Genomic DNA, 25,479 nt, shown 5'->3' on the forward strand with positions numbered 1-25,479 from the left:
TGCCGCCTACCACTTGAAGTCTGGCGCACTAGAACGAGGCTGCGGCGGCTGCGCGAACGCCTGGCTGAAGCCTCCGCCTGCGGGAGGCATTACGGCGTCGCCTGCGGGCGGCATGGACGGCACGGCTCCGTCTACAGCCTTGTAGTTCCTCACGTCGTTGCTCGCTGGATATTTGTCGGTCGCCTCGCGTACCGTTACGCTCGCCCTGACGGTCGCGCCGAGCAGCTGATCCGTGTCCTGGAGCGGTTCCTGCACGCGGCCCGCGATGGTGAGGGCTTTGAGCTGCTGCCGGCCTATGCGCTCGGCCTCCGCGGAGCTGTTGCGGATGTTGAAGTTCGCAAAGAGCTTGCGCCCTTGGTAGGCGGGGCCGATTATGTCGAACTGGACTTTTATGCAGAGCCCGCCTGTGCTCGTCTGTTTGAGCTCCGTCTTCGTCACCTGCATGACGTATTCTCCCGCCGGCACGGGGGTGAAGTCTTCCGGTTTTACGCTTGCAAATTCCTGCGCGAAGTCGTTTCCGAGTATTGCCATGGTTATTTGTCCTCCTTTTTGAGTTCAACGGTTATGCTTACTTTGCCCGGGGTTTTCGTGATGGCGGCTGCGAAAACATTCTGTGTCATGGGATTGAGTGAGTTCCAGCCTTTTTTGTCCAGTTCGGCCTTCCAGCGGAATGACTTGTCCGCCTCTTCTTTCAGCCCGTAGCGGACCGTAATGTCTTGTAACTGTGCCGCGTCTATCTTGACGTTAATCGCGCGCTTGACGCAGACTTTGTATTCGTTTACGGTGCGGGTCTGCGAACCTTCCCACTGTTCGGGCACTTCGAGGGCTTTCGCGAGTTCGGCCTCGAGAGCCACGCGCTTCGCTTTCGCCGCGTCTTCGGCGGCTTTGGCTTCGTAGAGGTCTTCTATGAGTTCGTATGTAGCTTCGGTCATTGCGCCTGTCCTCCTATTTTTTCGATGATTTTGCCGAGGTCGGCAGGTTCCCACATGTCGAGCCGCCCGCTCCTGTCCTTCGCCGTCCAGATGCCGTCCGTCGCGCACTGGAGCGTGCGCATCGTCTCGCCGTTTTCGTTCTGACCGACGCGCAGCGCGAGGACTTCGTCAAAGAAGTACGGAAGCATCTGGCCGAGTTTCTGCCCCGGCATGGAGGGCGAGTGAAGGAGCTGGCCGAGTTCGTTCTGCTGTTTCTCTACTTTCGCGGAAAAGTAGACGTGCCGCCCGGGGAGGTCGCGGAAGTCGCGGATAAGGGCGGTCATTATGTCCTGCATCGCGCCGTACGCCTGGCGCGGGTCTTTCGACTGAGCTTTTTCCGTTCCGAGCACGACTTCGGCGATTTCGGAGATGGAGTCGAGCGCTACGCTGCGGAAGCCCTTCGCCTCTTCGGACGAGGCGAGCCACCCGTAGGCCTCGCGTAAATCCGCCATAGTCTTGATTTCGATGTAGGGCAAATCCTCGCCGCTGATGGAGAGCAGCCCGCCTTCCGCCGAGAGGATGACGGGCGCCGGAAGCGTCTTTATGAGCGTGGTCTTGCCGGAGCCCGCCATACCGTAGACCAGGACCTTAAGGCCGTTCATTTTGACTGTGTTGGTGCTTTTCAGGTTGATTGCCATTATCCTTCCTCTTTGATTTCTTTTCCTTCTCTGAACTCCGCAAGCACTTCCGAATGCACTACTTTTTGATGTTTGAAGTCCAGGTCGCGTATATCCTGCTTCGTGCCGACCGCGACGCTGACGCCCTTGACTCCGGTTATCGTGTAGGCGTATACGCAGTAGGTCGGGGCTTCGTGCTCGCTTTTCACCTTCGCTTCCGCCATGGCGGCTTCGACTTCGTAGAGGGACATGACGAAGGTCATGAGCTCGATGGCCGATTCCTTTTCGCTTATCTCGTCTTTATGCGGAGCGAGCGCTTCTTCTTTGATTTCCTTGATGGCCCGTTTTTCCGCCAGTATCTTCGCCTGTAGGTGCGAGAACTTGTCTCTGGCTTCGCTGCGGTCTTTGTCCTGCTTGACCGGCTCGTCCGTCGGGAGGATCTCTTCGCCGGCGAGCCTTTGCTGTCCGTCCGGCTCGACGAAGACGGCGAGAGTCGTTTCTCCGGATTCCGTGTCTTCCGGCTCAGGTTCCGTTATCACAACCGGCGATTCCGTTATTGAAACGGGTAAATTCGTTGCCGGAACGGGGCCATGGCATGGGATGATTTCGCAATCTCCGCAACCAAAATATTTGCGTGCTCCGTCTATGTCCTCGACTTCGGCGACGTGCGAGCCAGGTACCTGCGGGCAGACGTAACGCTCCAATATCTGCGGCGCGGGTTCGGCGGAGGCCTGGCCGGCCTCTTTGTATTCTGCGTCGATGCGAAGTATCTCCGGCGTGAGGTCGTGCAGCCAGGTCTCCATAAGAGCGCTGGTTTCGAAAGAACGCAGCAGCTGCTCTCGTGTCACGCAGCTTCCTTCCGGCGGTCCTTCGCCTTTGTCTATCCCATCTATGAGCGCGCGTATGTTCGCATTCTCTTCTCTGAGCCAGAACGCTCCTTCTTCGACCGCCGTGAAGGCGGCCTCCTGGAACGAGTCGTAAACATATACGTCGAAGGCCGTCCTAAGCACGTTGTTGGCCCATACCGGCGGCCACGCGAGACTGTACTCGGTCATATACGGCGACTCTTTGCGCCAGCTTTTACCGTATTTGAGATAGAGAACCGGGCTGAACAGTCCCGCAGGACAGCGTCTGACGTGCAGGTATGACGTACGGGCGTACGGTTTTTTTATCGAGCACGGGAAAAGCGGCATAGCCCCGTCGTCGCTGGTCGGTGAGAGATATGTTTTATCTATCTCCCAGTAGTCGAAGCTGTTTTCATCAAAGCCGAGCAGCGCGGCGATTTTTCGCGCCGTGGCGTCGCGGCCGTAGCCGCGCTTTCCGGCGTTTTCCTCGTGCAGCTTTATAAGCTCAGCGCGCCTGTCGTAGAATTCCGCGGCCGTGATGCCCATCGTCATACGCCTGCCTCGTACGAGGCGGTGATAACGGTCTTCGCGCCGTCGTTGCCGCTGAACTCGTTCATGATAGTGAGCTCTCTGGCCTCGATGTCCTCAAGGATGTACTTCAAGGCCATAGCGGCGTGTTCTTTCGATATTTGCCCTTCTTCTAAACTCTCCTGCATTAGTTTTCTTTCATGCAGCGCGCTGTCTATGCGTTTTTGCCTGCGGTCGCGCTCCGCGGCCCAAACTCCCATGTAGACGCCGATTACAAAACAGACGGCTACAAACAGCATATAGACCGGCGTGCTCACTGCCGGCGCTCCTTTCGGCGCGGATGTTCATCGATGTACTTGTCGAGCTCCCTGATGTCGTAGCGCGTGAGCTTCTCGTTGCCTTCGAGCTTCAAATACTCCGGGCCGATGCCCTTATCGCGCCAGTCGCGCAGAGTGCGGCCGGAGACACCGAGATACTTCCCCGCCTCATTTTCGCCAAGCAGCCGCGGCGGCCTCTGCATGGATTCGTCAATCTTCTGGATGGCGTCCATCAGCGACGCCCGTAGTTCTTCACGCTGTTGTTCAAGTGCTTGTTCGGTCATTTTCTAAATAGTCTCCTTTGTATGGTGTGCTATATTCTTTTAAAGATGTGAAGCGACTCCCTATGACGAACTTAAAGACTAATTAGTATCCTTATGAGCTCTGGTAGGTCTTTACTGTCTATCAGGGCTCTATCTTCTCCGGTCTTAGCATCTAGCCTGCGGAAAATCGCAGTCTTTAGTTTCTCGGCAAGCTGTTTTTTATCTTCGTCTGTAAACGCTTTCAAATTTATCATCTCCCTTCGTTTAATTTCGTGTTGCCTGTATTCCGTTGTCATGGTGCAGTGTGAAATTTTTATTCGTCAGAAACCAAATCTTTCACAGAACAGCCAAGAGCGTTGGCGATTTTTTCAAGTGCTCTAATAGTTGGACTTTTAGTCCCTCTTTCATAGGCCACTATGGAATTTATTGAAAGACCAGCTTCCAATGATAATGTTTTTTGGGTCCAGTCTTTTTCTAATCTTTTTGATTTAATTCTGTTCATTTTAGTCCATCTATCCTCCTTTAGTTGGATTTTACATAAAACAAAATAACACTATAGCATATTTATGTCAAGACAAAATCCCACTATAGGATTATTGTATTTTCATACTATAGTGTGTATTCTATAAATATGAATAGGATGTGATGCTATGAATATTGGGGAACGCATACGGATATACAGAGAAGCGCAAAAAATGAGCCAAGAAGAATTGGGCAAGATCGTTGGGCTTTCTAAAAATTCGATATATCTTTATGAAAAAGGAGAACGCATCCCACAATCTGACAATTTACTAAAAATTGCCACAGCACTTCAAATAACACCAGATATGTTATTTGGGACACCAGCGGCTAATGTATCGCATGTAAAAATGCTCGAAATCCCTCTGTTAGACATCGCCACGGCCGCAAGCTGCGGAGTCGGAAACGGCCTTTCTGGCGTAGAACTTCAAGCTGGTGAAACGGTTTTCATTGAGTATTCAGACTTGCAGCGCTATGACGATCTTCGCAAGCCGTTTGCGATTCACACCGAGGGAGACAGTATGGAAGGCGCAGGACTTGAGGAAGGCAGCGTCGCCGTCATCAACCCCGCAGAAGACGTTATCAGTGGTGACATGGCGCTCGTCGTATGGAATGATAATTGGTTCGTCAAATGGGTAATCTGGAATCCAGACGGCTCAGTAGAACTTCGTTCGGCTAATCCTAACTACGGCGCCATTAAAGTCGATAAGGAATATGCCGCAGATAGTAATTGGTTCCGCATTGTCGGCAAGGTTGTCTCAATCATTAAGAGGACGAAGCCCAGAAGGGCGTTTTAAATCTTTTAAGGAGCACACATGATATGAAAAAATTCCTCGCAACGCTCGCGCTCATCTTTACTCTTACGTCAACGGCCTCCGCCGCGTCGCTCTACACCACGACGATAATGGACGTGTCAGCCGCCCAGGTACAGGATGCTCTCATTGAGATTTTCACCGGCAAGAACTTCACCATCGACGAAGTGACGCCTTACATGGTTTCCTTTCAGAAATCTTTCGGTGACGGCTTCTTCGAGCCGACGAAGCTCAACACCGTAAAATGCAACCTCATAGAGCGCGACGGCAACGTGCGGCTAATGGTGTCTCAGATGGAAATAATCGCTGGGCGCACCATGCGCAAACGCTCGATAGATCACCTCATTCCGCTGCTGTCCGAGGTTAAGCACGTGCTGGACGGTACGCCGGTCGAAGAAGTGCGCAACGAAGCCGTCAACCAGCTTCCAGGCTCCGGCAATGAGCGCGAGAAGGAACTCGGCCTCGTCCTTGGAGAGAATGGCGGAGTCATCGACGTAAAACCAGGCAGCGCGGCGCACTGAAAAATCGCCATCGGCGACGCAATCCTCGAAATCAATGGCATGAGCCTAAACGGCATGGACCGCGAAGCCGTAAAAACCTACATCGCCAACAAATGGGGCTCCGGCGTGTCGCTCATCATGCTTGTCCAGCACAACGGCGAGAAGAACTTCGTGACGCTGAAAAAAGGCGAATAATTATTAAAGGTTAAATGTAGGTTAAAGCAAAAAATAAAAAGGGCCTTTCCATAACCGGAAAACCCTTGAAATAGCTGGTCGGGATGGTCGGATTCGAACCGACGACCCCCTGCTCCCAAAGCAGGTGCGCTAACCAGACTGCGCTACATCCCGACGCCTACGAGATTATACCATGACTTGGCGGATATTAAAAAGCAGAAGTAAGCGGGATTTCGTCGTAACGACCGCTTCAATCCGGCGCTCCGCTCCTTACGTCGTCGAGCTGGGCTATGAGAGTCGCAGCGAACAGCACGGCGCATCCGGTCAGCTCACGCGCGGAGAGCGTCTCTCCGAGCACAAAGTAGCCGAAGATCGCCGCGAATACTGATTCCGTGCTCATTATGATGCAGGTCGTCAGCGGCTGGACGTAACGCTGCGCGGACATCTGGAAGGTGTAGGCGACGCATGTGCAGACGAGGCCTGCGTATACGACCGGCTTCCACGACGCGGCGACGGCGGCGAAGTCGGGACGCTCGAATATCAGCGAGCCTGCGACGGAGAGCAAAGCGACTGTAGCGAACTGTACGGCCGACAGCTTTACGGGGTCGCTTTTTCTTGAAAATGCGGAACAGGCCATGATGTGCGCCGCCCAGAAGAAAGCGCCAAGAAAGATGACGAGGTCGCCGCGCCCTATGAAAAATCCGTCTTTTATTGAGAGCAGGTAGAGGCCGCCCATGCTCATGAAGATCGACGCGACAGCCGTGCGCGAAGGTATTTTCCCAGCGAATAGGCCGTACAGCGGCACTATAACGATGAATGTCGCCGTTATGAAGGCTGTTTTTCCTGCGGTTGTGCCCTGCATGCCGGCGAGCTGGAGCACCGAGCCGGAGAAGAGCGCCGCTCCGCATATCGCGCCGTGCTTGATGATTCTACCCAGTTCGGCACGTTTTTCGCCGGCGGAGAGCGTTTCGCCTCCGTCTCCCGTTTCGCCTCGCTTCCATGTTACGAAAAGCAGCAGCGCAAGGGCGGCGGAGCTTACGACGTATCGGCTCGCGCAAAAGGTCAGCGGCCCTATTTCCTGCATCCCGAGTATCTGGGCTATATAGGATGTTCCCCAAATAACGGCGCATGAGACCAGCATGGCGGTCGAGACTGCGCGTCTTTTCAGCATTGCGGATTCCCCCCGAATTCCCCGCCCGGCGCCGGAGAGCGCCGGGCCGCGCGGCTCAGTTGTTTTCAACGAGCTTTATTTCTTTAGCGGAAAGATTATATAGTTTGTATACGGCTCTGTCGAGGAGGCGCTCCGTCTCAGAGGCTTCCGGAGAAATTTTTTTGTACTTTCCAGGCGGATCCTGCGCGTAGAGCTCCGAGAGTTTTTTCCCCGCCGCCGTTATCTCTTCCATCAACGCGCGCTGCGCCGCGTTTTCCATGTTGACTCGGCGTATCGGAAGCGACGAGAGCACCGACGTTCGCAGTTCAAAATATCCGTTGAGAAGCTCGGGTGAGCGGGCGCGAAATATGTAGTCCATGACCTTGGAGTTCAGCAGCGCGAGCAGGAACCAGTCGCAGCCCTCTATCACGCAGCACTTGTCGTTGACGTAGGCCGGGCTTTCGGAAGCAGCCGCCGAAAGACGTTTCGTTATCACCGGAAGGATCAGTTTTCCGCGTTCGAAAACGCCGTAGTATTTGCACGACCGAAGCTCCCACCAGTAATCTCCCATATCGCGCCGTTTCGCGGCTCTGCGCTCGAACGGAGCCAGGCGAGAGGCGACCTCCGGATGGTGCGCGGCGAACCAGCGGTCCGGCGCTTCCAGCTCGCGGCGGCGGTCCGTGTAGCCTTTGGGCATGAAGATGAGGCGTTTTTTCGCCGGCGGAAGATAGTAGCGCTTCACCTCGCGCCCAGTGTAGAACGGAACGAGCATCGAGGCCGACTCCGGTTCGGCGGAGGCTATTTCCTCCGCCTCTGCCGCGTCGATTACAAACGCTTCGTTGAGCCCGGTCAGCACGCCGCGATAGACGCCGCCGGCGCACGCGGCGAGCGGCACGCTTTTTTCGCATATTTTTTCTTCGAGGCTTTTTTTATCGGCTTCCGTGAAGTTCCATGGCGTTTCGCCGAGCTCTTCCGCGCCTCGCACGTAGGGCTGTACCGACGCCCGCGCGCGCGGCAGCCCGTTCCACGCGCCGTCGGCGGCTATAACGAGGACCGGCTCGTCGTGCACAGCCTCTTTATAGAACGATAGGACGCAGAGCGGCATGGCGGATCCGGTCATCTGAGGCGCGCTGCCGAGGTCGGCGACCATACGCGGCGGGCGCAGCGCGAAGAAGCGCCGCAACCCTTCTCCGTAGCGCGACCGCATCCATTTGTTTGATATGAGCATGACTGCGCTCCCGTCAGGCGAGAGCATGGACGCCGCCTTCTCGACGTAGTAGCAGTAGAGGTCAGCGCCGAACTGTGACGAAGCGTAGCCGCCGAGCAGAGGTTTTATCGAAGTGAAATGTTCCCCGCGGACATGCGGCGGCTTCGAGACGACGAGGCTGAATTCTTCGCCGTCCATCACGCCGTCTACGAGGACGCTGCCCCATACGAAATGTCCCTCGGCGGGCGCGGCGTCATATTTGAGCATAAGGGCCGCGCGCAGCGCGTCGAGCGCCGTTGCAGAGCAGTCCGTCGCGTAAAGGCCGTTCCTTATAAATTCCGCGGCGAATCTTGCCGCGCCGCGCCCCGACGTCCCGAGATACTTGCCCAGCTTGACTCGCGCCTCCGCCAGCTTCTCTACGACGGCGAGCACGATTTTCCCGTCAGACGCCGCGAGGTCGCAGAAGCGGATCGAAGCCAGAGCTTCGTCTATTTTCGCCGCGTGCAGACGCACCAGGCTGTCGTCGAAAAGTATCCTGTCGTCGGAGACATAGCCGTCGAGCGCCGCTTCGCTGAGGCCGCAGCTTTTATGTATGTACATTTTCAGCCCTTCGGCGCATATGAAGTCCATCAGCTCCGGAGGGACCGTTACGCTTTTTACAGGCGACGAAACGGCGAGCGCGATAAGCCCGCGCCAGTTTTCCGACGGCGGCACGCACGCCAGCACGCCGCCGCACTCCTCCGACGCGGCGCAGGCTTCTACGAATCTTATTATGTTTTCTTCTTTCACTGCGGTGATTTCGACTCCAGGGCAGAGTTTTACAAGAGCCACGTCGATCCTGCCGCAGCCCATCAGAGGCGAGTGGCTGCCGATTATTTTATAAGAAGAGATCAACGACTTGAATCCGCGCGGAATGCGGCGGCCCGACCGTATTCGTCCGTCGCCGGCAGAGACGTTGGAAAAGACGGAACGCGCCAGCAAGAAAAACTTTTCCGAGTCGAAGCCCTCTTCGCACGGCGCGCTGTACAACAGGGACGGATTTCCCTTCGGCATATGAGACACCACCCGCTCGCAGTATTCGTATCTCTAAGTATAAAGCATCGCGCCTCAAAAATACATCCCGCCTTCGCCGTAAGAGCCGATGCGGAACGGCGTTCATACGCCGCGTGCCATTTCATACGATTTTATCAGAAGTCTGCGGCGCGGCCTCCGGCCCCTGCGCAGTCGCACATCCATGTGCGAGAAAGCGCCGGCCGCGGCGACAGATGCAAACGTACTGGAGGACCTCCCCCAGCCGGTCGCAGTCGTCGCTGCCGGGCCGGGGACTGAGTTTCGTACGAGACGACGCGGCCGCCGCATCCGCCGGAACTCGTGAAATAAATCCGAGTAAGCAATGAAAAGCGCGAAACTCTGAACGGCTGGCGCAGTACGCGGAAAGCATATGAAAATGCCGGAGTTTTTAAGCTCCGGCTTTTGCGGTTCGTTACAGAAGCAGCTCGGCGACCTGGACGGCGTTGAGCGCAGCTCCTTTGCGCAGATTGTCTCCGACGACCCACATCGCAAGCGCGTTGTCGAGCCCGGTGTCGCGGCGTATGCGTCCGACGCAGACGTCGTCCGTTCCGGCCACGTCGAGCGGCAGCGGGTACTCAGCGGACTGCGGGTCGTCGCGTACGACGACGCCTGGAGCTTTTGAGAGTATATCGCGAGCCTCGTCCGGCGTTATCGGACGTTCAAACTGCGCCGTCACGCTCTCGCCGTGGCAGCGGAATATCGGAACGCGCACCGTGATGCCGCTTACGCGAAGCTCCGGAAGGTGCATTATCTTGCGCGACTCGTTGACCATCTTCCACTCTTCCTCGGAGATCCCCTCTCCGTCGAACGGGCCGATGTGCGGCAGGAGGTTGAAGGCTATCCCGTGCGGATAGACCTTTTCCTCGTAACCCTTGCCTTCGAGCGCCGCGAGAGCGCCGTCGCGGAGGGATTCTATCGCCGCTTTACCCGTTCCAGCGACGGACTGATAGGTGCTGATGTTGATATATTTGAGCCCGGCCGCCTTGTGCAGCGGGTACAGCACGACTACCGCCTGTATCGTCGAGCAGTTCGGGTTGGCGATTATGCCCTTCTTCTTCGCGAGCGCGACGTCTCCGGCGTTGATTTCTGGAACTATAAGCGGAACGTCTGGGTCCATGCGCCACGCAGAGCTGTTATCTACGACGGTCGCACCGCTCGCAGCGGCGACGGGAGCCCAGCGCTTCGACGTCTTGCCTCCCGCCGAGAAGAGCGCTATGTCGACATCCTTGAAGGAGTCCTCGCGGACGGCGCGCACTGTAACGTCTTCTCCGCAGAATTTGATCTTCTTCCCCTCTGAGCGTTCAGACGCGAGCGGAACGAGTTCCGATACCGGGAAATTCCTCTGTTCGAGCGTGAGAAGCATCTCCCGTCCGACGAGGCCGGTGGCTCCAAGCACGGCTACCCTCATGCCGCTCATCAGAACGCCACCTCGTCTATAAAGTGATCGTGCAGCTCGCGAACGGCGTCCTCCGCGCGCGAAGAGCCGACGACGCATGTGATGGCGAGAGCGGTCGAGGCTATCATTTCTATATTTATGCCTGCCTCCGCAAGTATATTGAACATCTTAGACGGTATCTCGGGGTGGTTCGCTATGCCGGCGCCGACGATCGAGACGCGCGCTATCTCCGTGTCGAAGGAGACGCCCTGCGCATCGACCTCGCGGCACATTTCGCGGCAGACCTGGCTCGCGACTTCGAGGTTTGTTTTTTTGACAAGGAAGCCTATATCGTTGACGCCTCCGCGCATATTGTTCTGAATTATCATTTCCGCGCCGACGCCCTTCTCTGCGAGGTTCGCGAAAAGGCGCGCTGCGACGCCCGGAATGTCAGGCACTCCAAGCAGCACTACCTTCGCCGCCTTCATATCGTGGACGACGGCCTTTATTATAAGTCCCTCCGTTACCGGGTTGCTCATTACCCATGTGCCCTCCTCTTCAACAAAACTTGAACCGACATAAAGCGGCACGTCGTAGCGCGCCGCCATCTCGACGCTCCTGGCCTGAAGGACGTTCGCGCCCTGCACCGCCATCTCCATACATTCTTCGAATCCGAGCTGTTTAAGCTTGCGCGGATTTTTTACGACGCGCGGGTCGCCGGTCATTATGCCCGTCACGTCTTTCAGAAGGCGGCACGACTGCGCGCCCAGAGCGGCGGCGAGCGCGACGGCGGAAAGGTCGGAGCCTCCGCGTCCGAGAGTTATCACGTCCCCGTTGTCCGTTATAGCCTGAAATCCCGTTATGACCGCGACGGTGCCTTCGTTGAGCACCTTTTCGACGGCCTCCGGCTCTATCCTGTAAATACGTCCCTCCATCGGGAAGCCTTTGGCGCGGATGCCCGCCTGCTGCGCCGTGAACGACTGCGCCGGAAGCCCGAACTGCTTGAGCGCGAGCGCGAGCAGCGCGACGCTCTGCTGTTCGCCGGTGGCGAGGAGCTGATCCATTTCGCGTCCGTCCGTCTCGGAAGCGACGTCGTTGGCGAGCGCGAGAAGGTCGTCCGTCGTGTTGCCCATCGCGGAGACTACGACCGCGACGCGGTAGCCCTCTTCGCGCGTCTTTTTGACTATCTGCGCGACGTGCTTCATGCGCGCCGAGTCCGCCACCGAGGAACCCCCGAATTTAAGGACGGTAAGCGGCAGTTTGTCCCATTCCATCTATCTGCACCTCCGATATTCCTCAAGCAGGCGGGGAAACTCCATATCTACGTCTACGCGCGCGCCCTGAGCGCTGCCGTCGAGTACGAAGAACTGCGAGCGCACTCCGTGTTCGGTGAACGTACGGCACATCGCCTCCGCGACGCGCTGCGTCGAGCCTTTGACCAGAGCGATGACGCTCGGCCCGGAGCCGCTGATCGCGACGCTCAAGCATTCGGGCAGGGCCTCGACGCGTGAGAATATCACGTCGCCGCCGGAAAAGAGCTTGCTGCGGTATTGCTGGTGCAGCCTGTCGTCCATTCCCCACTTGAGATAGTCCCATTTCCCAGTGGCCCACGCGGCCGTCAGCAGCGCGGCGCGCCCGACGTTGAATACGGCGTCGGCGAACGGCACTTCCTTCGGCAGCGCATTGCGCGCGTCAGAGGTCTTGACCCGTTCGTCGGGGACGGCGACGACGCAAAGCACCTCTGGCGGAAGCGGCGGAAGGTTGACGTACCGCAGCTCCTTTCCATCCCAGCAGCTTACGACCATGCCTCCGAGGAAGCAGGGCGCTACGTTGTCTGGGTGTCCCTCTATCACCGTCATCGCACGCAGCAGTTCGTCGTCGTCCGCGTCGTATCCAGTAAGATACTTCGCTATCAGCACGCCAGCGACGACAGCGCCCGCGGAGCTGCCGAGGCCGCGGCAGAGCGGGATGATGTTGTGGCACCACAGAGCAAAGCCGGGCCCAGTGACGTTCCATCTTTTACAAGTCTCTTCGTAGGCTTTGACTACGAGGTTCGCCTTCGGCGACGAGAGCTCGCGGCTCCCCTCTCCGAGCGCCTCGACCCGATACTCGCCCTCAGGCAGAAGCTCCGTGACTTTGAAGATGTTATAAAGCGAGACCGCCATCCCGATCGTATCGAAGCCGGAGCCGAGGTTGGCGCTCGTCGCGGGAACGCGGAGCGTTATCAGCGCGTTCACCCCTTCATCACCTCCATAAGCTCGTCGAAGCTGTCTCCGATCTCAACAGGGCGGCCCACCTGCGACATTGCGGTGTCGGGGTCTTTCAGACCGTTGCCCGTAAGTATCATGACCGCTGTGATTCCGCGCGGCAGGCGGCCTTCCTTCTTTAACTTTATAAGTCCGGCGAGCGGCGCGCACGAAGCCGGCTCTGCGAAGACGCCGCCCTTCGACGAAAGTATGTACTGCGCCGCGAGTATTTCTTCGTCCGTGACGGAGTTGAACTCTCCGGAGGACTGCGCGACGGCCTCCTTCGCGAGGTGCGCGCTTACAGGATTGCCTATACGTATCGCCGTCGCCACCGTCTCCGGATTCGGACACGGCTCGCCTGTCACGAGCGGAGCCGCCCCCGCAGCCTGGAAGCCCATCATACGCGGCAGCTTGTCTATCTTTCCGAGATCCCTGTACTGCTTATAGCCGGCCCAATAGGCGCTGATGTTCCCCGCGTTGCCGACCGGGATAGCGTGCAAGTCCGGCGCGCGTCCGAGCGCTTCGCAGATCTCCCACGCGCCGCTTCTCTGCCCCCAAAGGCGATAAGGGTTTACGGAGTTTACTATGGCGAAGCCCTCGCGTTCCGCCGCCTCGCGCGCCATCTCGAGAGCGCGGTCGAAATTGCCGCGCACCGCTATGACCTTAGCGCCGTACATGAGAGCCTGCGCCAGCTTGCCGAGGGCAACCTTCCCCGCCGGAAGCAGCACGAAGCATGGAACCTGCGCCGCCGCCGCGTAAGCCGCGGCTGAAGCCGAGGTGTTGCCGGTAGAGGCGCAGACGAGCGCTTTCGCGCCGTCCTCAAGCGCTTTTGCTACAGCCATAACCATCCCCCTGTCCTTGAACGAACCGGACGGGTTGCACCCTTCGAGCTTGGCCCACAGCTCTATCTCGAGCATCCTGCTGATGCCGTCGAGATGTACTAGCGGCGTAGAACCTTCGCCGAGCGTTATGCGCGGCGTCTTATCTGTGACGGGAAGAAGCTCCGCGTACCTGTCGATTACTCCCATTGTAAAACTCCTCCAATCTGAAGACTGATGCCAGCCGTTAAAAAAGCGCCGCCTCTGCTTTTATTACAGAGGCGGCGCTGAATATGCTTTCCGCTGTTCCACTCTTATTCGGCCGTATGAAAACGGCCCTCGTTCGCGCTGTATCGGGCGCGCCCGGACGACTTATCTCTTTTTGAGCTTCGCCGCCGGCTCGGAGGTGGTCTTCCGGTTCGGTTCAACGAAGGCTTTTCAGCGTTTCAGCCCTCTCTCTGTGATGAGCCCGAACTTTACTATCCTCGTCATTGCCGCAGGATTATTAAGTTCAATGTTGAGTTTATACTACTCAGCGATACAATTGTCAAGCGATAATTGATATTTGAAATTTCGCGCCCTTTCTGTTAGAATGCTCAAGAATTAAGATATAGTGTTTTTAGGTGGGATATTTCAATGGCAAAAGCATCAGCGGATAAAGTTGTTATGACGCGCGAGGGCTACGAAAAGCTCAAATCCGAGCTTGTAAGCCTGCGCGGCGACGGAAGAGCCGAGATAGCGGCGAAGCTTGAGGAAGCGAGAGCCTTCGGCGACTTGAGCGAGAACGCCGAGTACCATGCCGCGAAGGAGGAGCAGGAAAAGCTGGAGAACCGTATACTGCAGCTTGAGTACCAGCTCAGCAAAGCTCAGATAGTAGAGGCTCACGACGTCGATACGAGCATCGTCAGCCTCGGCACGACGGTGACTCTCGAAGATCTCGACCTCAAGAAGACCTTCGTCTATACCCTCGTCGGCACCGAAGAGGCCGACATAAAGGAAAACCGCATCTCCGCGGCCAGTCCGGTCGGTAAGGCCGTCATGGGCAAGCGCGCAGAGGAAGAGGTCATGGTCAGGACGCCGCGGGGCATCCGCCATCTCAGAGTTGCAAAGATTCAGCTCAAATAGCCGGCGTCGGAAAACGGACATAAAAATAGGGGGACGCGAAAGCGTCCCCCTATTTTTATGTCCACGTGCTTGTGATCATCCGCGCTGTATGGAAAAAGACCTCCTGATAATTGACGACAGGAAATCTCCGAACGAAATCCCGCATGCTTTCGCGGCCTTCGGCACAAGGCTAGTAGAGGTCATGCCGGGTGCGGTGTTCGCCTCGAGCGCGAAGCCGCCGCCGTCAGGAGTCACGCGAAAATCGACGCGGCTGTAGACGCGGCAGCCGAGCGCCTTGTGCGCCGCCAGAGCTCCGGCCCTAAGCTTGTCGTTCACCTCGTCCGTGAAATCCGCCGGACAGACGTACTCCGTACAGCCGTGCGTATATTTGTTTTTGTAATCGTAGAAGCCGGTTTTGGGCTTTATGTGAACCGGCGGAAGCGCGACGGTCTCCCCGTCCTCCTTCTCCCAGACCGCGACGGTGGCCTCTTCTCCCGCGATGTAGCGTTCGACGAGCGCCCTAGGCTTGTGCGCCCACGCCGCCTCGAGCGCCGCGGCGTATTCCGAGATATCGGTGACGAACGACAGCCCAACCGTGCTGCCGTCGTCGTTAGGCTTGACTACGATTTTCCCGTACTTTTTAAGCAGCCCGGACGCGAGCTCCACGCACTCCGCGCCGCGCACAGCGGTAAAGCCCTCGGGAGAGGCGACGCCGGCAGCGGCGAAAAGCAGCTTCGCTGCGGTCTTGTCCATCGCGAGCATCGAAGCCTCCGGCCCCGAGCCGGTGTACGGAATATTGAAGGCTTCCATCACGGCCTGAATCCGCCCGTTCTCCCCCCAGCCGCCGTGCAGCGCTACGAAAGCGCCGTCCGCCCCAAGGCCCTCCCAGTCGCGGACGAACCTATCTATCGAGCGCACGTCGTATGTTTCGGCATCGTATCCGTTGCAGTTGAGAGCGTCCGCCACAGCCGCGCCGGAGTTGAGCGAAACCTCGCGTTCTGAACTTACTCCTCCGCACAGTACAATAATCTTCATCATCCAGCCTCCGCAAAAGGTTAGTCGTCTTTTGATCCTATCTCGAGCTTACGGTCGGGGTAAGCGTTTATAAAAAGTGTCAACCCTATAGTGTAGTCGTCCTCCGAACGCTTGTCCCTGTACCACAGTTCCCACGTCATACAGTGCATATTGTATGTCAGCGAATAGAACATTGAAGATATGTCGTCGATTTCTATGTCGTAGTTGCCGGCCACGAGGAAAGTCCATTTCTCCCACGGCGCGCCGAGCGGCAGAGGGAACGAAATGACCTGGCTTATCGTCTCGCTGTTCGTATAGCGGTCCCACGCCATCGGGCTCTTGCCCTCTTCAACCCAGCGGCGGTAATAGGAGGTTGCGAAGTTGAAAACGCCGAGCTTGTAGCTGAAGCCTCCCCATGCGTCCGTAGCCTTCTGATTTTTGTCCTCGTTGTAGTAATCGAAGTATCTGTACCTCGCACCGTAGAACGGCTTGAAGATTCCTATCGACCACTGCGGCCTGCCGCGGTACTGAGCGACGTACGCGATACGCTCAGTCCATTCCTGCGCCGTGATGTTGTCTCCGTAGCGGCCCCACGCCGTGTAAAGGCGCAGCTCGCCGCCCGTCAGAGGCTCGTTGAACCACGGAGACGAAATAGAGAATTCCGGATCACGCCAGACGTCGCGGTCCTCCGTGACGTCCGTAGCGACCTCGGTCGAAACCAGCTCGCGCTGCGCCCAGTACAGCCGCGCGCGCCAGCCCTCGGTCTCGTAGTCGATACCCCAAGCGGGACGCCAGATGGTATCCTCCGTGTCGTCGTTATAGAGCCTGTATATGTTGGCGAAGACGCTGAGCTGATCGGTGATCTGGTAGGTATAGTCGATCTTCGTCTCGAACTCTCCCTGCGTCCAGTAGACCGCCTCGATATCAAGCTCGCCGTACTGCCCCATGTCTATCGGGCCGTGTATCCCGAAGCCCGCGCCGAGGTCCGAATCATAGTTGATTATGGGCTGGAGCCCTTTTTTCTTCCTGCTGCTTATTATGTAGTCGAATGGATACGGAATTACCAGCGCGTCGCCTATGTAGAAGCGCGGACGCTTGAGCACCGTCTTCTTGCCTGGGAATATGACCGCCCTCTTCGAGACGAATTTATAGTGCGGCTTCGTAAAGTCGCACGTCGTCGACGTAACGCCGGTCCATTCAGCGACGTTCTGCGATTGACCGTCCTTTTTCTTCCTCCTAGGCGCGTGAATGATGCCGAGCTTCGCTGCGTCGGAATCAGGCATCATCCGGACCCGCCCGCCCTCCATATGCATAGGGCCCGATTCGCCGGAGACCTGCGTGAATATCCCTCGGCGGGTTTCTACGTTGTACTTGAGATGCTTTCCTATATATTTTTCGCTGCCGGTCTCGCTGTCGGAATATACGACGACGTTCTCCCTGTAATCGGAATAGGCGTCGACGATATGCGACTTGGTGTCGTATTCGACGTATGGAGCAAAGAGGCGGACGCCCTTGTTGCGTATACGGACGTTGCCTTCGGCTATCGCGATGCCGGTATGTTCGTCATAGCTGATTTCGTCGGCATCGAGGAATACCTCGTTCGGCGGCTGCGCCGGCGTCCCGCCGTCAGGCGCGGCGACGGCCGCGTCGTCCGAAGCCGCCTCAGCCAAATCCTCAGATACCGGTGCCGTTTCGCCTCCGAGTGGGATAAAGACGCTGTTTTCCGGCTCGGCGGAAAAGGCCGCGCCGGAAACAGAAATGAGAATGGCGAAGGCAAGGCACGCCGCGGCGATGAAAGGCCGCCCCGCGCGCCTCCCGCCGGATGCTAGTTTGTCCAAGTTACAGTGCCCCCGTTCCTTATGCGGCAGTCGCCGCTTACGGTGTCGTACTGACCGGCGTCGCCGCTTATCACCATATTTTCCGAGCTCAGGACGACGCCCTTCGAGAAGTCCCAGCGTTCCGTCTGCGCGTCGTATTCAACAAAGCCCGATTTCATCTTGTAGGTCTTTCCGTTTTCGGTCATAGTACCGTCTCCGTTTGTAAGAGTTATATCGCTGTTCTCCCGCGTGAAGGTACTCGCGTCGGCGTATATGTGGGTGTCGCGGCCGTTCGGGTCCTTGATCGTAATGTCCACGGAGCTTCCGTATATGACGCCTTCTTTGTGCTCCGCGCGCGGGGAAATTATGATCCACGTCTTTCCGTTCACGACGCGCTCGATCTCTATATCCTCCACGATGATGTCAGGCAGAGGTATATTTTTCACCGCGCCCAGATGCAGATCCCTCCACAAGTAAAAAGCCCCGACGGCGATCACGAGGATCACCGCCAGGACGATGGCTTCACGCTTGGTTAATTTTTTTATGTTCACAGGGGAGCCGGCCTCAGTATAAATTCGGGTCGGAGCGCGTGCCCTGCGGAGCCGGTCCGCCGGGCTGCGTGAGCGGCGAAATCTGAGGCGGCACCTGATAGGCGGAAATCTGGACGGCCTCCGACGTCTGCGCGTAGAAGAGCGTTCCTTCCTTAAGCTGCTTGTCGTTGCCCCTTATCAGGAATCCGCCCGCCAGGCCAACCGGCCCGAGCAACACGGCTCCCGCGAGGCTCGCCCCCGCCGCCCCTATCATGGCGCTGTCGGCTTCCATCGCCTTTTTGGCCGCATCGCCGATATTGACCGGAACGACCATCGGTCCCAGCACTTCAACGCCGTCGATCTCCATCTCTATTTCGGAAGAGCGTCCGAAGCTGCGCGGAGGCTTCACTTTTGTGATATGCGCGAAGACGCGGCTCCCTTTCGGGGCGACTAGCATATCTCCTATCATTATCTGTTCGTTCAGCGCGAGAATGATGATGTCGTCGACCTTGACGTTCCTTACTGTGAGCGTGTTGAGCAGGATGCCCTTCACTATCGTCTCTTTCGGCAGCTCAAACTGCGTCGCGAGTATCCCTTCCGGCAAGAGCTTCGTCAGAAGGCGCTCAAGACGCGAGACAAGCGGTCCGGCCTGGTTCATCCCCTCGAGTATCCCCTCCATCGCGTCTATGCGCCTCGTAAGAGGCCACGTCGGATGTATCTCCTGGCTGACGCCCCATTCGGCGACGGAGAGCTTAAAAAGCACCGAAGGCTGCGTATCGGTTCCTCGTTCAAGGAAGTCTATAAGCGCCGTCTGACGCTCGGTCAGGCTACCAGGCAGCTCGCGTCCGAAGATCGTCCTTTCGACGTCGTTCAGCCTGTTGAGCAGGCCGCCCTCGCGCTTGCTGCCGTATATGATGGTCTCTATCCTCTCAAGCATTTCAAACGCGGGGGGGGCTTTGTCCGGCTTGATTATGGTATTGGCCGTCCCGGTTGAAACGATCGCGGGGCCTGGAGCCGGAGCCTGCCCGGAGGCTTCGCCTCCGGCCGCAGTCTGCGCCGCTGGGGCGTTCGCCGGCTCTGGAGCCGCTCCGTCGTCCGCCCATGAGCAGACCGGGAAGGTCATCGTGAACGCCGCGATCAGCGCGGCTATTTTCTGCGTGCTTTTGTTCATCATGCTTTTTTGGCCTCCTTTTTCTTTTTAAGGTCGAGAGCCGACGCTATAAAATCCTTAAACAGCGGATGAGGGCGCACCGGACGCGACAGAAATTCCGGATGGAACTGCACGCCCACCATCCACGGGTGGTTGTCGTTTTCCATTATCTCAACCTGCCCGCCCATCGGGCAGACGCCGGCTACGGTCATTCCCGCCGCTTCAAATTCCTTTATGTATTCGTTATTGAACTCGAAGCGGTGACGGTGCCGTTCCTCTATACGGTTAGTCCCGTATATTTTTTCGGCCTTGGTTCCGCTCTTTATATCGCACGGATATGTGCCGAGACGCGAGGTACCTCCGATGCCGGCGACGTTCTTCTGCTCTTCCATAAGATGTATAACGGGATGAGTCGTCCGCTCGTCCATCTCAAGGCTGTTTGCGTCGGCGAAGCCGAGCACGTCGCGGGCGAACTCTATGACTGCGACCTGCATTCCGAGACAGAGTCCGAGGTACGGCACTCCGTTCTCGCGCGCGTATTTCGCTGCGGCGATCTTGCCTTCGACGCCGCGCTGCCCGAATCCGCCGGGCACGAGTATCGCGTCGGCCCTGCCGAGTATCTCGGACACGTCGCCGGTCTCCAGGTCCTCCGCTTCTACAGGGAAGATGTTGACCTTGACTCCGTTCGCGATGCCGGCGTGCGACACGGCCTCGTTGACGCTCAGGTATGCGTCTTTGATCTCGGTATATTTGCCGACGAGTGCGACTGTAAGCTCCCCCTTCCGCGTATCGTACTTGTGCAGGAATTCTTTCCAATCCTTCATGTCGGGCGCTCCCTTGGTAGGCAGCCCGAGCTTTTTGAGCACGAGATGGTCGAACTTCTGCGAGTGCAGCACCATCGGTATCCTGTATATGGAATCGGAGTCCACGGCTTCAAATACGGAATCGGCGGGGACGCTGCAGAAAAGACCTATCTTCTCGCGAAGCTCCGGTCCGACAGTGAATTGCGAGCGGCAGACTATTACGTCAGGCTGTATTCCGATCCTGCGCAGTTCGTTGACGCTGTGCTGCGTAGGCTTCGTCTTGAGCTCGCCTGATGCGGCAATGTAAGGGACGAGCGTCACGTGACAGTACAGTATGTTTGAACGGCCGACGCGGCTCGCAAACTGGCGTATGGCCTCGAGGAACGGAAGCCCCTCGATGTCGCCGACCGTGCCGCCGATTTCGGCGATCACTATGTCGTTGTTCTCGCCGACGTGCTCTATCCTGTCCTGTATCTCGTTGGTGATGTGCGGTATGACCTGAACGGTCGCGCCGTCATATCCTCCGGCGCGCTCCCTCTGTATGACGGCGGAATATACCTTGCCGGTCGTGCAGCTGTTTTCTCCCTTTATCGTCTCGTCTATGAAGCGCTCGTAGTGCCCCAGGTCGAGGTCGGTCTCAGCGCCGTCCCACGTTACGAATACTTCTCCATGCTGAAAAGGGCTCATTGCTCCGGCGTCAACGTTGATGTATGGATCCATCTTAATGATGCTGACCTTGTATCCGCGGCGTTTCAGAAGAACGCCGAGCGACGCTGCCGTAATTCCCTTGCCGAGAGATGAAACTACTCCTCCGGTGACGAAAATATACTTAGTCATTGATTACAAACGCCCCTTCTGGCATATCTTATTTTTTATCTGACGTGCTTCAGCGGGTTCTGAGGCTTCCCGCCGACACGAACCTCAAAATGCACGTGATTGCCCGTAGACCTTCCCGTACTTCCGACGAGAGCTATCGTCTGGCCGCGCGAGATTTTCGCGCCGCGTTTTACAAGCAGCTTGTGGCAGTGCCCGTAGAGCGTCGTCATCCCGTTGGAATGTGAGAGGACTATAGTGCGTCCATAGCCGCCCATCCATCCGGAATGGACGACGACGCCGTTCGCAGGCGCCTTTATCTGCGTGCCGCGCGGAGCCGCTATGTCGAGGCCGGAATGGAACACGCGCCGTTTGCCGAACGGGCTCTTCCTCCATCCAAAGTTGCTCGTTATCCTTCCGATTATCGGCAGGCGCAGGCTGCGCGAACCTCCCGTGATCTTGGCGGACGCTCTTCTGATGCCGCCGCGTCCCTTCGTCGCGATGCGGACCTCTGTGTCGGCTATGAGCTTGCCGCCTGGAAGGAAAATTTCTTCCCCGATTATGAGCTTGTCGCTCTTCATAGAATTGGCTGTGAGTATGGCGTCCTTCGCCGAGCCGTATTTATCGGCGAGCTTGCCGAGCGTGTCGTTTTTCGCTATTTTTATAAATACGCCGTCCTGATTCGGGATGCGGAGTTTCGTACCGAGCTTCAGACGGTGGATGTTGCCGCCCAGTATGCTCTGGTTGCTGCCTACGAGCGTATCGACTTCCAGGTCGAATTTCCCGGCGATCCCCCACAGAGTGTCGCCTTCCGAAACGACGTATTCCTTGACTTCAAGTATGCCGCCTTTCTTGGCGAAGGCCAGCTCTTCCTTCTGAAGCTTTCTGACGAACAGCAGAGTCGCCACGACGTCGTCGTGGCTGTCAGGTACGTACAAGACTTCGGCCGGGTTGGGCTTTTCACCTTTGCGGAGGCCGTTCGCCTGGCGGAGATCCTCTTCGGATACGCCGAATTCTTCAGATATGGATTTCAGCGTGTCGCCCGGCTCAAGCACTATCTCTGTCCAATGTATGTCCTCGTCCAGCTCCGTCTTGTCCGCGCTCGATATCCTGCCGTCGTTCTTTGACAGTATGCCGTAAAGCTTCAGTTCTTCCTCTGTGAGAGTCGGTATGCTCGGAAGGGGCCCGATGGCTAAAGGCACAAGCTCCGAGTCCTCCTGAGACGGCGCGGCGTCGCCGCTTCCTGCGGCATTGAGGAAATCGGAGACGTCTACGGTGAAGAACCCCTTGTTGTCCTCCGGGTTCGACGCGGAGACCTCTCCTCCCAGACCTATCCAGTACATACCCGAACGCTCCGCGGCGACGGCGGCGCATACCACGGCCCCGCCGACAGCCAAGACGAGGAAAGCGATGAGGTATATCTTTTTCCTGAATACGGCCTTATGCAAATTGGACTTGTCCTTCATCAGTCCACCTCTTATGAGCTTAAGCTGTGCCTTTGAGCGGCAGTTATTTTAACCGACCTTTATTGTAGCAAGAAAATCGCGGTTCGTGGGGGTGTTTCTCAATTTATCGAGAATAAGATTGAGAACCTCCGCCTCGTCCATATTGGCGATCTTGCGGCGCAGCGACCAGATGCGCTGGAGGTCGGCCTCCGGCACCATGAGCTCTTCCTTTCGCGTTCCCGACTTCGTTATGTCGAGAGCCGGGAATATTCTTTGTTCGGCTATCTTCCTGGAGAGGTGGACCTCCATGTTGCCGGTGCCTTTGAACTCTTCGTATATGACGTCGTCCATGCGGCTTCCGGTCTCGACGAGAGATGTGCCTATTATCGTGAGGCTTCCGCCGTTCTCGATGTTGCGCGCGGCTCCGAAGAATTTCTTCGGGAAGTAGAGCGCGGCCGGGTCCATACCGCCGGAGAGCGTGCGTCCCGACGGCGGGACGACGAGGTTCGATGCGCGCGCGAGGCGCGTGATGGAGTCGAGCAGAAGAACGACGTCCTTAGACACCTCGACGAGGCGCTTCGCCTTTTCAAGCGCCAGTCCGGCGACGCGGAGGTGTTCCTCTGCGGGACGGTCGAAGGTCGAGGCTATTATCTCTCCGTCTACGGAGCGCGCCATGTCTGTGACTTCCTCGGGGCGCTCGTCTATGAGCAGCACCATAAGTATGACCTCGGGATGGTTGGTCGTTATTGAATGCGCGAGGCTCTTGAGAAGGGTCGTCTTTCCCGCCTTCGGCGGCGAGACGATGAGCGCGCGCTGCCCCTTGCCTATCGGCGCGAAGATGTCTACGATGCGCGTCGCTATCTGGCGGCGGTCCGTTTCAAGCTGAAGCTTTTCGTCTGGGAATATCGGCGTAAGGGCTTCGAAATGAGGGCGGCGGCGAGCTTCTTCCGGGTCGGTGAAGTTTACATTTTCTACGCGCAGCAGCGCCTCGTAGTGTTCCTGATCCTTCGGCGGACGGATTATCCCCCAAACGACGTCGCCGTTGCGCAGGCCGAAGCGTCTTATCTGAGAGGCGGAAACATAAATGTCGTTGCTGCTGGGAAGAAGTCCCGACGGACGGAGGAAGCCGTAGCCCTCCGGCATACATTCGAGGGTCCCGCCGTTGTAACGGTATCCGAGGGCTTCCGCCTGCGTCTTCAGAATATCGTTGATGAGGTCGTCTTTTCTTCTTGTAGTTATGGATGAAACGCCGGTGTCCTTGGCTATTTTGCGAAGCTCCGCCAGCGTCTCTCCTGCGAGCTGGTTGAATCCAAGCTTGGGATGCTGATGGCGTATCTGGCCGCGCTCGTTGCGCGCCGCTTCGGGCTGAGGCTCGTCCGCCGCCGTGGATGAAAGCGCCGTTTCTGCGGTTTCCGCGCGGGCTTCGCTTTCGACGGTCTTAGTCTCTGCCGCTGGCGCTTCTTCGGCGGTTTCACTCTCGCAGGCCGCCTCCTGCTGCTGCGGCTGCTCCGACATGGCCGGCTCTTCGCTTTCTGCGGCGTCGAAGATCGTCTCCTGCCTTGACTCCTGATCTTTCGTGCGGCGTCCGCGCTTTATCGGTTTATGCTCCTCTTCCGGCGCGCCGGCTTCAGCCGGCGGCGCGGATGGCGATTCTTCTTTTTTCCTTCTGCCGCGGCGCGGCTTCTCCGCCTCGCCGGCTTCGGACGTTTTTCTTACGGACGTCCTTCTTTTCTTGACCTGCGCCTCTTCTCCGCCATCTTCTGCAGCGGACGGCCGCTCCTGGCTCTGTTCGGTCTGTTCTCCGGCGTCTGCGGCGGCTCTGCTTCTTCGCTTTACGCTGGTCGTTTCGTCGTCTTGTTCAGTTTTTCTTCTTGGCAAGTTAATAGCCTCCGTTTAATATTTCTTATTTCTTTTTACTTTATTGTTTTCTGACAATCTCAAAATCAAGGCTGCTGAGCAGTTTCGTTGAAGATGAAATGGTTACCTTGTAATTACCCGCCGGAAGCGGCGTGCCTTCCTCCTGAAGCAGGTAAAACGCGCGCACTCCGTCCTTCGCCATAAGCTTCAGGGACTCGGAGAGCACCTTTTCGTTTTCGTAGTACCATGAAATTTCCAGGTGGTTGCCCTCGGGAGCGGAGGAATATTGAAACCACAGACATACTTGGCGCACTCCGTATTGTATCGAGCTCCTCACCTTGTGAGGCAGCCTGTCTTTATCCAATTCGACGCATACGACGGCTTTGTCTATGGTGAAGGTGCTGCCGAGGAGACCTGTTCTCAGACTAACAACGCTTAATATTACCAGGACAACGACCGCCGCTCCGAGCAACAAAAGGGGCCGCCGTCCAGAACCTTTTACATAATCTCGTTCCATCTGTGCCACCAGTCTCTGGAATGTTATTCTAACATGAGTTTATTAGAAAATATATAGACTAAGGTGCAATATCCGTCAAAATCTTTCAATTTAATTTTTTCAGCCACGCGCGGCGCGCTTCCACAGTGCCTTGATGTCGGAAACCATTTCCTCGAGGGCGGGCGCGCCGAAGCCGTCCACAGAAAGCTCGCTTATGCCGCTGATGCCGTCTACGGCTCCGGCCTCCGCTGCGGCACGCAGGATTTTCGTTTCGTCGCCGGGTTCCATACCGCGCCAGCGTCCCCAGATAAACGACAGGGCGGCGGCGAGCGAATATGCCCCCCAGTTGCTTACGTCAGCCGTGAGCGCGAACTCGGCGCGCACGACTGAGAGGCACGATACGTAGTCCGGGAGAAGCGCCGACAGACCGGCGAAATAATTTCCCATTCCGGCCTCGTTCCCTCCGTCGCCTATTCCGATAGTACGGATTCCGAACATGTCCGCCTCGAGCGCCAGCGCGTCGAGCGGCGCGGCCCATGCGGATATATCTTTTTTCTTGAAATTGTAGTAACGTCCGTCCGAAGCACGCCCGGGGCGTTCGACGAATATGACTCCCTCCAGCCCGGCGTCTTTCAAAGTCTGGGGGGCCTCCCGCACCGTTCTTTCAGGGCATCCGGCGGCCTCAGCGCATTTTCTCATCACGTCGATGCACAGAGAGTCCGTCCATATCTCGCACCGGCGCCCCTCCGCAAGAAAAGCCCTCGCCAGCGCGACGGCGCCGCCTGGTCCGTCCGTTTCCGGCGCGCCGGCGGCGGGGATGTAAAATCCAGAAACGACGGCGACGCTGCTAAGCGGCGCAAAAGCCGAGGCTGCGCGCGCCAGCTCGCGCGGGCTGCTCAGCCTCGAAGCGCCGCGGCCTGCGGCGTCGCGCGCGGTGAGCGCCGTAAGCTCCTGCGCGAAGCTTTCTAACAATGCTTCGTCCACGCCGGCGTCCTCCTTTCGCCACTCTTGGCGGAACGGCGCGGGATTTACCGCGC

At 57.5% G+C, this 25,479-nt stretch carries 27 protein-coding genes and 1 tRNA gene; 4 read left to right on the forward strand and 24 right to left on the reverse strand.

The annotated features are described in order from the left end of the window. Positions 1 to 6 precede the first annotated feature (6 nt). The 8 genes from B5F39_RS10550 to B5F39_RS10580 form a co-directional block, all read right to left on the reverse strand. Complete coding sequence (locus B5F39_RS10550; RefSeq protein WP_087367157.1) at positions 7 to 531, reverse strand: DUF669 domain-containing protein; 525 nt, start codon at positions 529 to 531, stop codon at positions 7 to 9. Positions 532 to 533: 2 nt separating this feature from the next. Next, positions 534 to 932, reverse strand: a complete 399-nt coding sequence (locus tag B5F39_RS10555; protein WP_087367160.1) for a hypothetical protein — start codon at positions 930 to 932, stop codon at positions 534 to 536. Further along, positions 929 to 1,609, reverse strand: a complete 681-nt coding sequence (locus B5F39_RS10560; protein WP_087367164.1) for an ATP-binding protein — start codon at positions 1,607 to 1,609, stop codon at positions 929 to 931. The genes B5F39_RS10555 and B5F39_RS10560 overlap by 4 nt, the downstream gene beginning before the upstream one ends. Further along, entirely contained in the window at positions 1,609 to 2,985 is a 1,377-nt protein-coding gene (locus B5F39_RS10565) for a hypothetical protein (protein ID WP_087367167.1), read from the reverse strand. Before B5F39_RS10565 ends, B5F39_RS10560 begins: the two co-directional genes overlap by 1 nt. Next, positions 2,982 to 3,278 (reverse strand): hypothetical protein, encoded by a 297-nt coding sequence (locus B5F39_RS10570; RefSeq protein WP_087367170.1) that lies wholly within the window; start codon positions 3,276 to 3,278, stop codon positions 2,982 to 2,984. Before B5F39_RS10570 ends, B5F39_RS10565 begins: the two co-directional genes overlap by 4 nt. Further along, a complete protein-coding gene (locus B5F39_RS10575; RefSeq protein WP_204245104.1) occupies positions 3,275 to 3,562 on the reverse strand; it encodes a helix-turn-helix domain-containing protein in 288 nt (95 codons plus the stop codon). The genes B5F39_RS10570 and B5F39_RS10575 overlap by 4 nt, the downstream gene beginning before the upstream one ends. Before the next feature lie 71 nt (positions 3,563 to 3,633). Further along, entirely contained in the window at positions 3,634 to 3,837 is a 204-nt protein-coding gene (locus B5F39_RS14085) for a hypothetical protein (RefSeq protein ID WP_143330723.1), read from the reverse strand. A 17-nt stretch (positions 3,838 to 3,854) separates the two neighbouring features. Beyond that, positions 3,855 to 4,043 (reverse strand): helix-turn-helix transcriptional regulator, encoded by a 189-nt coding sequence (locus tag B5F39_RS10580; protein WP_087367173.1) that lies wholly within the window; start codon positions 4,041 to 4,043, stop codon positions 3,855 to 3,857. Positions 4,044 to 4,191: 148 nt separating this feature from the next. Between B5F39_RS10580 and B5F39_RS10585 the strand changes: the two genes are divergently transcribed. From B5F39_RS10585 to B5F39_RS14665, 3 genes are read left to right on the forward strand one after another with little or no spacing between them, the layout of a single operon-like run. Next, positions 4,192 to 4,857 carry a LexA family transcriptional regulator gene (locus tag B5F39_RS10585; RefSeq protein ID WP_087367176.1) on the forward strand — a complete coding sequence of 222 codons (666 nt, stop codon included), beginning with the start codon at positions 4,192 to 4,194 and terminating at the stop codon, positions 4,855 to 4,857. Positions 4,858 to 4,880: 23 nt separating this feature from the next. Beyond that, positions 4,881 to 5,393, forward strand: coding sequence for a hypothetical protein (locus tag B5F39_RS10590; protein WP_087367179.1), 513 nt, complete (start codon positions 4,881 to 4,883; stop codon positions 5,391 to 5,393). 39 nt (positions 5,394 to 5,432) lie between these two features. Then, on the forward strand, positions 5,433 to 5,567 hold the full coding sequence (locus tag B5F39_RS14665; RefSeq protein WP_255376027.1) for a hypothetical protein: 135 nt from the start codon (positions 5,433 to 5,435) through the stop codon (positions 5,565 to 5,567). Between the two features lie 75 nt (positions 5,568 to 5,642). On the opposite strand, the gene B5F39_RS10595 is transcribed toward B5F39_RS14665, so the two are convergent. The 7 genes from B5F39_RS10595 to thrC form a co-directional block, all read right to left on the reverse strand. Next, positions 5,643 to 5,720, reverse strand: a tRNA-Pro gene (locus B5F39_RS10595). 76 nt (positions 5,721 to 5,796) lie between these two features. Beyond that, positions 5,797 to 6,717: a DMT family transporter gene (locus B5F39_RS10600; RefSeq protein ID WP_087367182.1), complete on the reverse strand. Its 921-nt coding sequence runs from the start codon at positions 6,715 to 6,717 to the stop codon at positions 5,797 to 5,799. 55 nt (positions 6,718 to 6,772) lie between these two features. Beyond that, positions 6,773 to 8,956, reverse strand: coding sequence for a TaqI-like C-terminal specificity domain-containing protein (locus B5F39_RS10605; RefSeq protein WP_087367185.1), 2,184 nt, complete (start codon positions 8,954 to 8,956; stop codon positions 6,773 to 6,775). A gap of 430 nt (positions 8,957 to 9,386) precedes the next feature. Beyond that, positions 9,387 to 10,382 (reverse strand): aspartate-semialdehyde dehydrogenase, encoded by a 996-nt coding sequence (locus B5F39_RS10610; protein WP_204245113.1) that lies wholly within the window; start codon positions 10,380 to 10,382, stop codon positions 9,387 to 9,389. An 8-nt stretch (positions 10,383 to 10,390) separates the two neighbouring features. Beyond that, a complete protein-coding gene (locus B5F39_RS10615; RefSeq protein ID WP_087367191.1) occupies positions 10,391 to 11,623 on the reverse strand; it encodes an aspartate kinase in 1,233 nt (410 codons plus the stop codon). Continuing rightward, a complete protein-coding gene (thrB, locus tag B5F39_RS10620; protein ID WP_087367194.1) occupies positions 11,624 to 12,586 on the reverse strand; it encodes a homoserine kinase in 963 nt (320 codons plus the stop codon). Further along, positions 12,583 to 13,623 (reverse strand): threonine synthase, encoded by a 1,041-nt coding sequence (gene thrC / locus B5F39_RS10625; protein ID WP_087367197.1) that lies wholly within the window; start codon positions 13,621 to 13,623, stop codon positions 12,583 to 12,585. The genes thrB and thrC overlap by 4 nt, the downstream gene beginning before the upstream one ends. Before the next feature lie 426 nt (positions 13,624 to 14,049). On the opposite strand from thrC, the gene greA reads away from it, so the two are divergent. Then, complete coding sequence (greA, locus tag B5F39_RS10630; RefSeq protein ID WP_087367200.1) at positions 14,050 to 14,538, forward strand: transcription elongation factor GreA; 489 nt, start codon at positions 14,050 to 14,052, stop codon at positions 14,536 to 14,538. A gap of 75 nt (positions 14,539 to 14,613) precedes the next feature. Here greA and B5F39_RS10635 read toward each other — a convergent pair whose 3' ends face one another. The 9 genes from B5F39_RS10635 to B5F39_RS10675 all read right to left on the reverse strand — a co-directional run bounded on the left by B5F39_RS10635 (position 14,614) and on the right by B5F39_RS10675 (position 25,426). Continuing rightward, the gene (locus tag B5F39_RS10635; RefSeq protein ID WP_087367202.1) at positions 14,614 to 15,552 is read right to left on the reverse strand and encodes a D-alanine--D-alanine ligase; all 939 of its coding nucleotides are present in this window, start codon (positions 15,550 to 15,552) and stop codon (positions 14,614 to 14,616) included. A 20-nt stretch (positions 15,553 to 15,572) separates the two neighbouring features. Beyond that, positions 15,573 to 17,369: an LPS-assembly protein LptD gene (locus tag B5F39_RS10640; RefSeq protein WP_087367205.1), complete on the reverse strand. Its 1,797-nt coding sequence runs from the start codon at positions 17,367 to 17,369 to the stop codon at positions 15,573 to 15,575. After that, the gene (locus B5F39_RS10645) at positions 17,357 to 17,899 is read right to left on the reverse strand and encodes a hypothetical protein (RefSeq protein ID WP_087367208.1); all 543 of its coding nucleotides are present in this window, start codon (positions 17,897 to 17,899) and stop codon (positions 17,357 to 17,359) included. The genes B5F39_RS10640 and B5F39_RS10645 overlap by 13 nt, the downstream gene beginning before the upstream one ends. A gap of 13 nt (positions 17,900 to 17,912) precedes the next feature. Further along, the gene (locus tag B5F39_RS10650; protein WP_204245105.1) at positions 17,913 to 19,052 is read right to left on the reverse strand and encodes a hypothetical protein; all 1,140 of its coding nucleotides are present in this window, start codon (positions 19,050 to 19,052) and stop codon (positions 17,913 to 17,915) included. Next, complete coding sequence (locus B5F39_RS10655) at positions 19,049 to 20,668, reverse strand: CTP synthase (protein ID WP_087367211.1); 1,620 nt, start codon at positions 20,666 to 20,668, stop codon at positions 19,049 to 19,051. The genes B5F39_RS10650 and B5F39_RS10655 overlap by 4 nt, the downstream gene beginning before the upstream one ends. Before the next feature lie 35 nt (positions 20,669 to 20,703). Continuing rightward, positions 20,704 to 22,110 (reverse strand): peptidoglycan DD-metalloendopeptidase family protein, encoded by a 1,407-nt coding sequence (locus B5F39_RS10660; protein ID WP_087367214.1) that lies wholly within the window; start codon positions 22,108 to 22,110, stop codon positions 20,704 to 20,706. A gap of 48 nt (positions 22,111 to 22,158) precedes the next feature. Continuing rightward, the gene (gene rho / locus B5F39_RS10665) at positions 22,159 to 23,604 is read right to left on the reverse strand and encodes a transcription termination factor Rho (protein WP_239391228.1); all 1,446 of its coding nucleotides are present in this window, start codon (positions 23,602 to 23,604) and stop codon (positions 22,159 to 22,161) included. 403 nt (positions 23,605 to 24,007) lie between these two features. After that, positions 24,008 to 24,421 (reverse strand): hypothetical protein, encoded by a 414-nt coding sequence (locus B5F39_RS10670; protein ID WP_143330724.1) that lies wholly within the window; start codon positions 24,419 to 24,421, stop codon positions 24,008 to 24,010. Between the two features lie 141 nt (positions 24,422 to 24,562). Next, positions 24,563 to 25,426 (reverse strand): DUF4392 domain-containing protein, encoded by an 864-nt coding sequence (locus tag B5F39_RS10675; protein ID WP_087367220.1) that lies wholly within the window; start codon positions 25,424 to 25,426, stop codon positions 24,563 to 24,565. Between the last annotated feature and the right edge of the window lie 53 nt (positions 25,427 to 25,479).

This window comes from Cloacibacillus sp. An23, assembly GCF_002159945.1.
Taxonomy (GTDB): Bacteria; Synergistota; Synergistia; order Synergistales; family Synergistaceae; genus Caccocola.

Excerpts from the sequence above, each read along its gene's own strand:
- B5F39_RS10550 (WP_087367157.1), bottom strand. The coding sequence starts at position 531 with ATGGCAATACTCGGAAACGACTTCGCGCAGGAATTTGCAAGCGTAAAA.
- B5F39_RS10555 (WP_087367160.1), bottom strand. The coding sequence starts at position 932 with ATGACCGAAGCTACATACGAACTCATAGAAGACCTCTACGAAGCCAAA.
- B5F39_RS10560 (WP_087367164.1), bottom strand. The coding sequence starts at position 1,609 with ATGGCAATCAACCTGAAAAGCACCAACACAGTCAAAATGAACGGCCTT.
- B5F39_RS10565 (WP_087367167.1), bottom strand. The coding sequence starts at position 2,985 with ATGACGATGGGCATCACGGCCGCGGAATTCTACGACAGGCGCGCTGAG.
- B5F39_RS10575 (WP_204245104.1), bottom strand. The coding sequence starts at position 3,562 with ATGACCGAACAAGCACTTGAACAACAGCGTGAAGAACTACGGGCGTCG.
- B5F39_RS14085 (WP_143330723.1), bottom strand. The coding sequence starts at position 3,837 with ATGACAACGGAATACAGGCAACACGAAATTAAACGAAGGGAGATGATA.
- B5F39_RS10580 (WP_087367173.1), bottom strand. The coding sequence starts at position 4,043 with ATGAACAGAATTAAATCAAAAAGATTAGAAAAAGACTGGACCCAAAAA.
- B5F39_RS10585 (WP_087367176.1), top strand. The coding sequence starts at position 4,192 with ATGAATATTGGGGAACGCATACGGATATACAGAGAAGCGCAAAAAATG.
- B5F39_RS10590 (WP_087367179.1), top strand. The coding sequence starts at position 4,881 with ATGAAAAAATTCCTCGCAACGCTCGCGCTCATCTTTACTCTTACGTCA.
- B5F39_RS14665 (WP_255376027.1), top strand. The coding sequence starts at position 5,433 with ATGAGCCTAAACGGCATGGACCGCGAAGCCGTAAAAACCTACATCGCC.
- B5F39_RS10600 (WP_087367182.1), bottom strand. The coding sequence starts at position 6,717 with ATGCTGAAAAGACGCGCAGTCTCGACCGCCATGCTGGTCTCATGCGCC.
- B5F39_RS10605 (WP_087367185.1), bottom strand. The coding sequence starts at position 8,956 with ATGCCGAAGGGAAATCCGTCCCTGTTGTACAGCGCGCCGTGCGAAGAG.
- B5F39_RS10610 (WP_204245113.1), bottom strand. The coding sequence starts at position 10,382 with ATGAGGGTAGCCGTGCTTGGAGCCACCGGCCTCGTCGGACGGGAGATG.
- B5F39_RS10615 (WP_087367191.1), bottom strand. The coding sequence starts at position 11,623 with ATGGAATGGGACAAACTGCCGCTTACCGTCCTTAAATTCGGGGGTTCC.
- thrC (WP_087367197.1), bottom strand. The coding sequence starts at position 13,623 with ATGGGAGTAATCGACAGGTACGCGGAGCTTCTTCCCGTCACAGATAAG.
- greA (WP_087367200.1), top strand. The coding sequence starts at position 14,050 with ATGGCAAAAGCATCAGCGGATAAAGTTGTTATGACGCGCGAGGGCTAC.
- B5F39_RS10635 (WP_087367202.1), bottom strand. The coding sequence starts at position 15,552 with ATGAAGATTATTGTACTGTGCGGAGGAGTAAGTTCAGAACGCGAGGTT.
- B5F39_RS10650 (WP_204245105.1), bottom strand. The coding sequence starts at position 19,052 with ATGATGAACAAAAGCACGCAGAAAATAGCCGCGCTGATCGCGGCGTTC.
- B5F39_RS10655 (WP_087367211.1), bottom strand. The coding sequence starts at position 20,668 with ATGACTAAGTATATTTTCGTCACCGGAGGAGTAGTTTCATCTCTCGGC.
- B5F39_RS10660 (WP_087367214.1), bottom strand. The coding sequence starts at position 22,110 with ATGAAGGACAAGTCCAATTTGCATAAGGCCGTATTCAGGAAAAAGATA.
- rho (WP_239391228.1), bottom strand. The coding sequence starts at position 23,604 with ATGTCGGAGCAGCCGCAGCAGCAGGAGGCGGCCTGCGAGAGTGAAACC.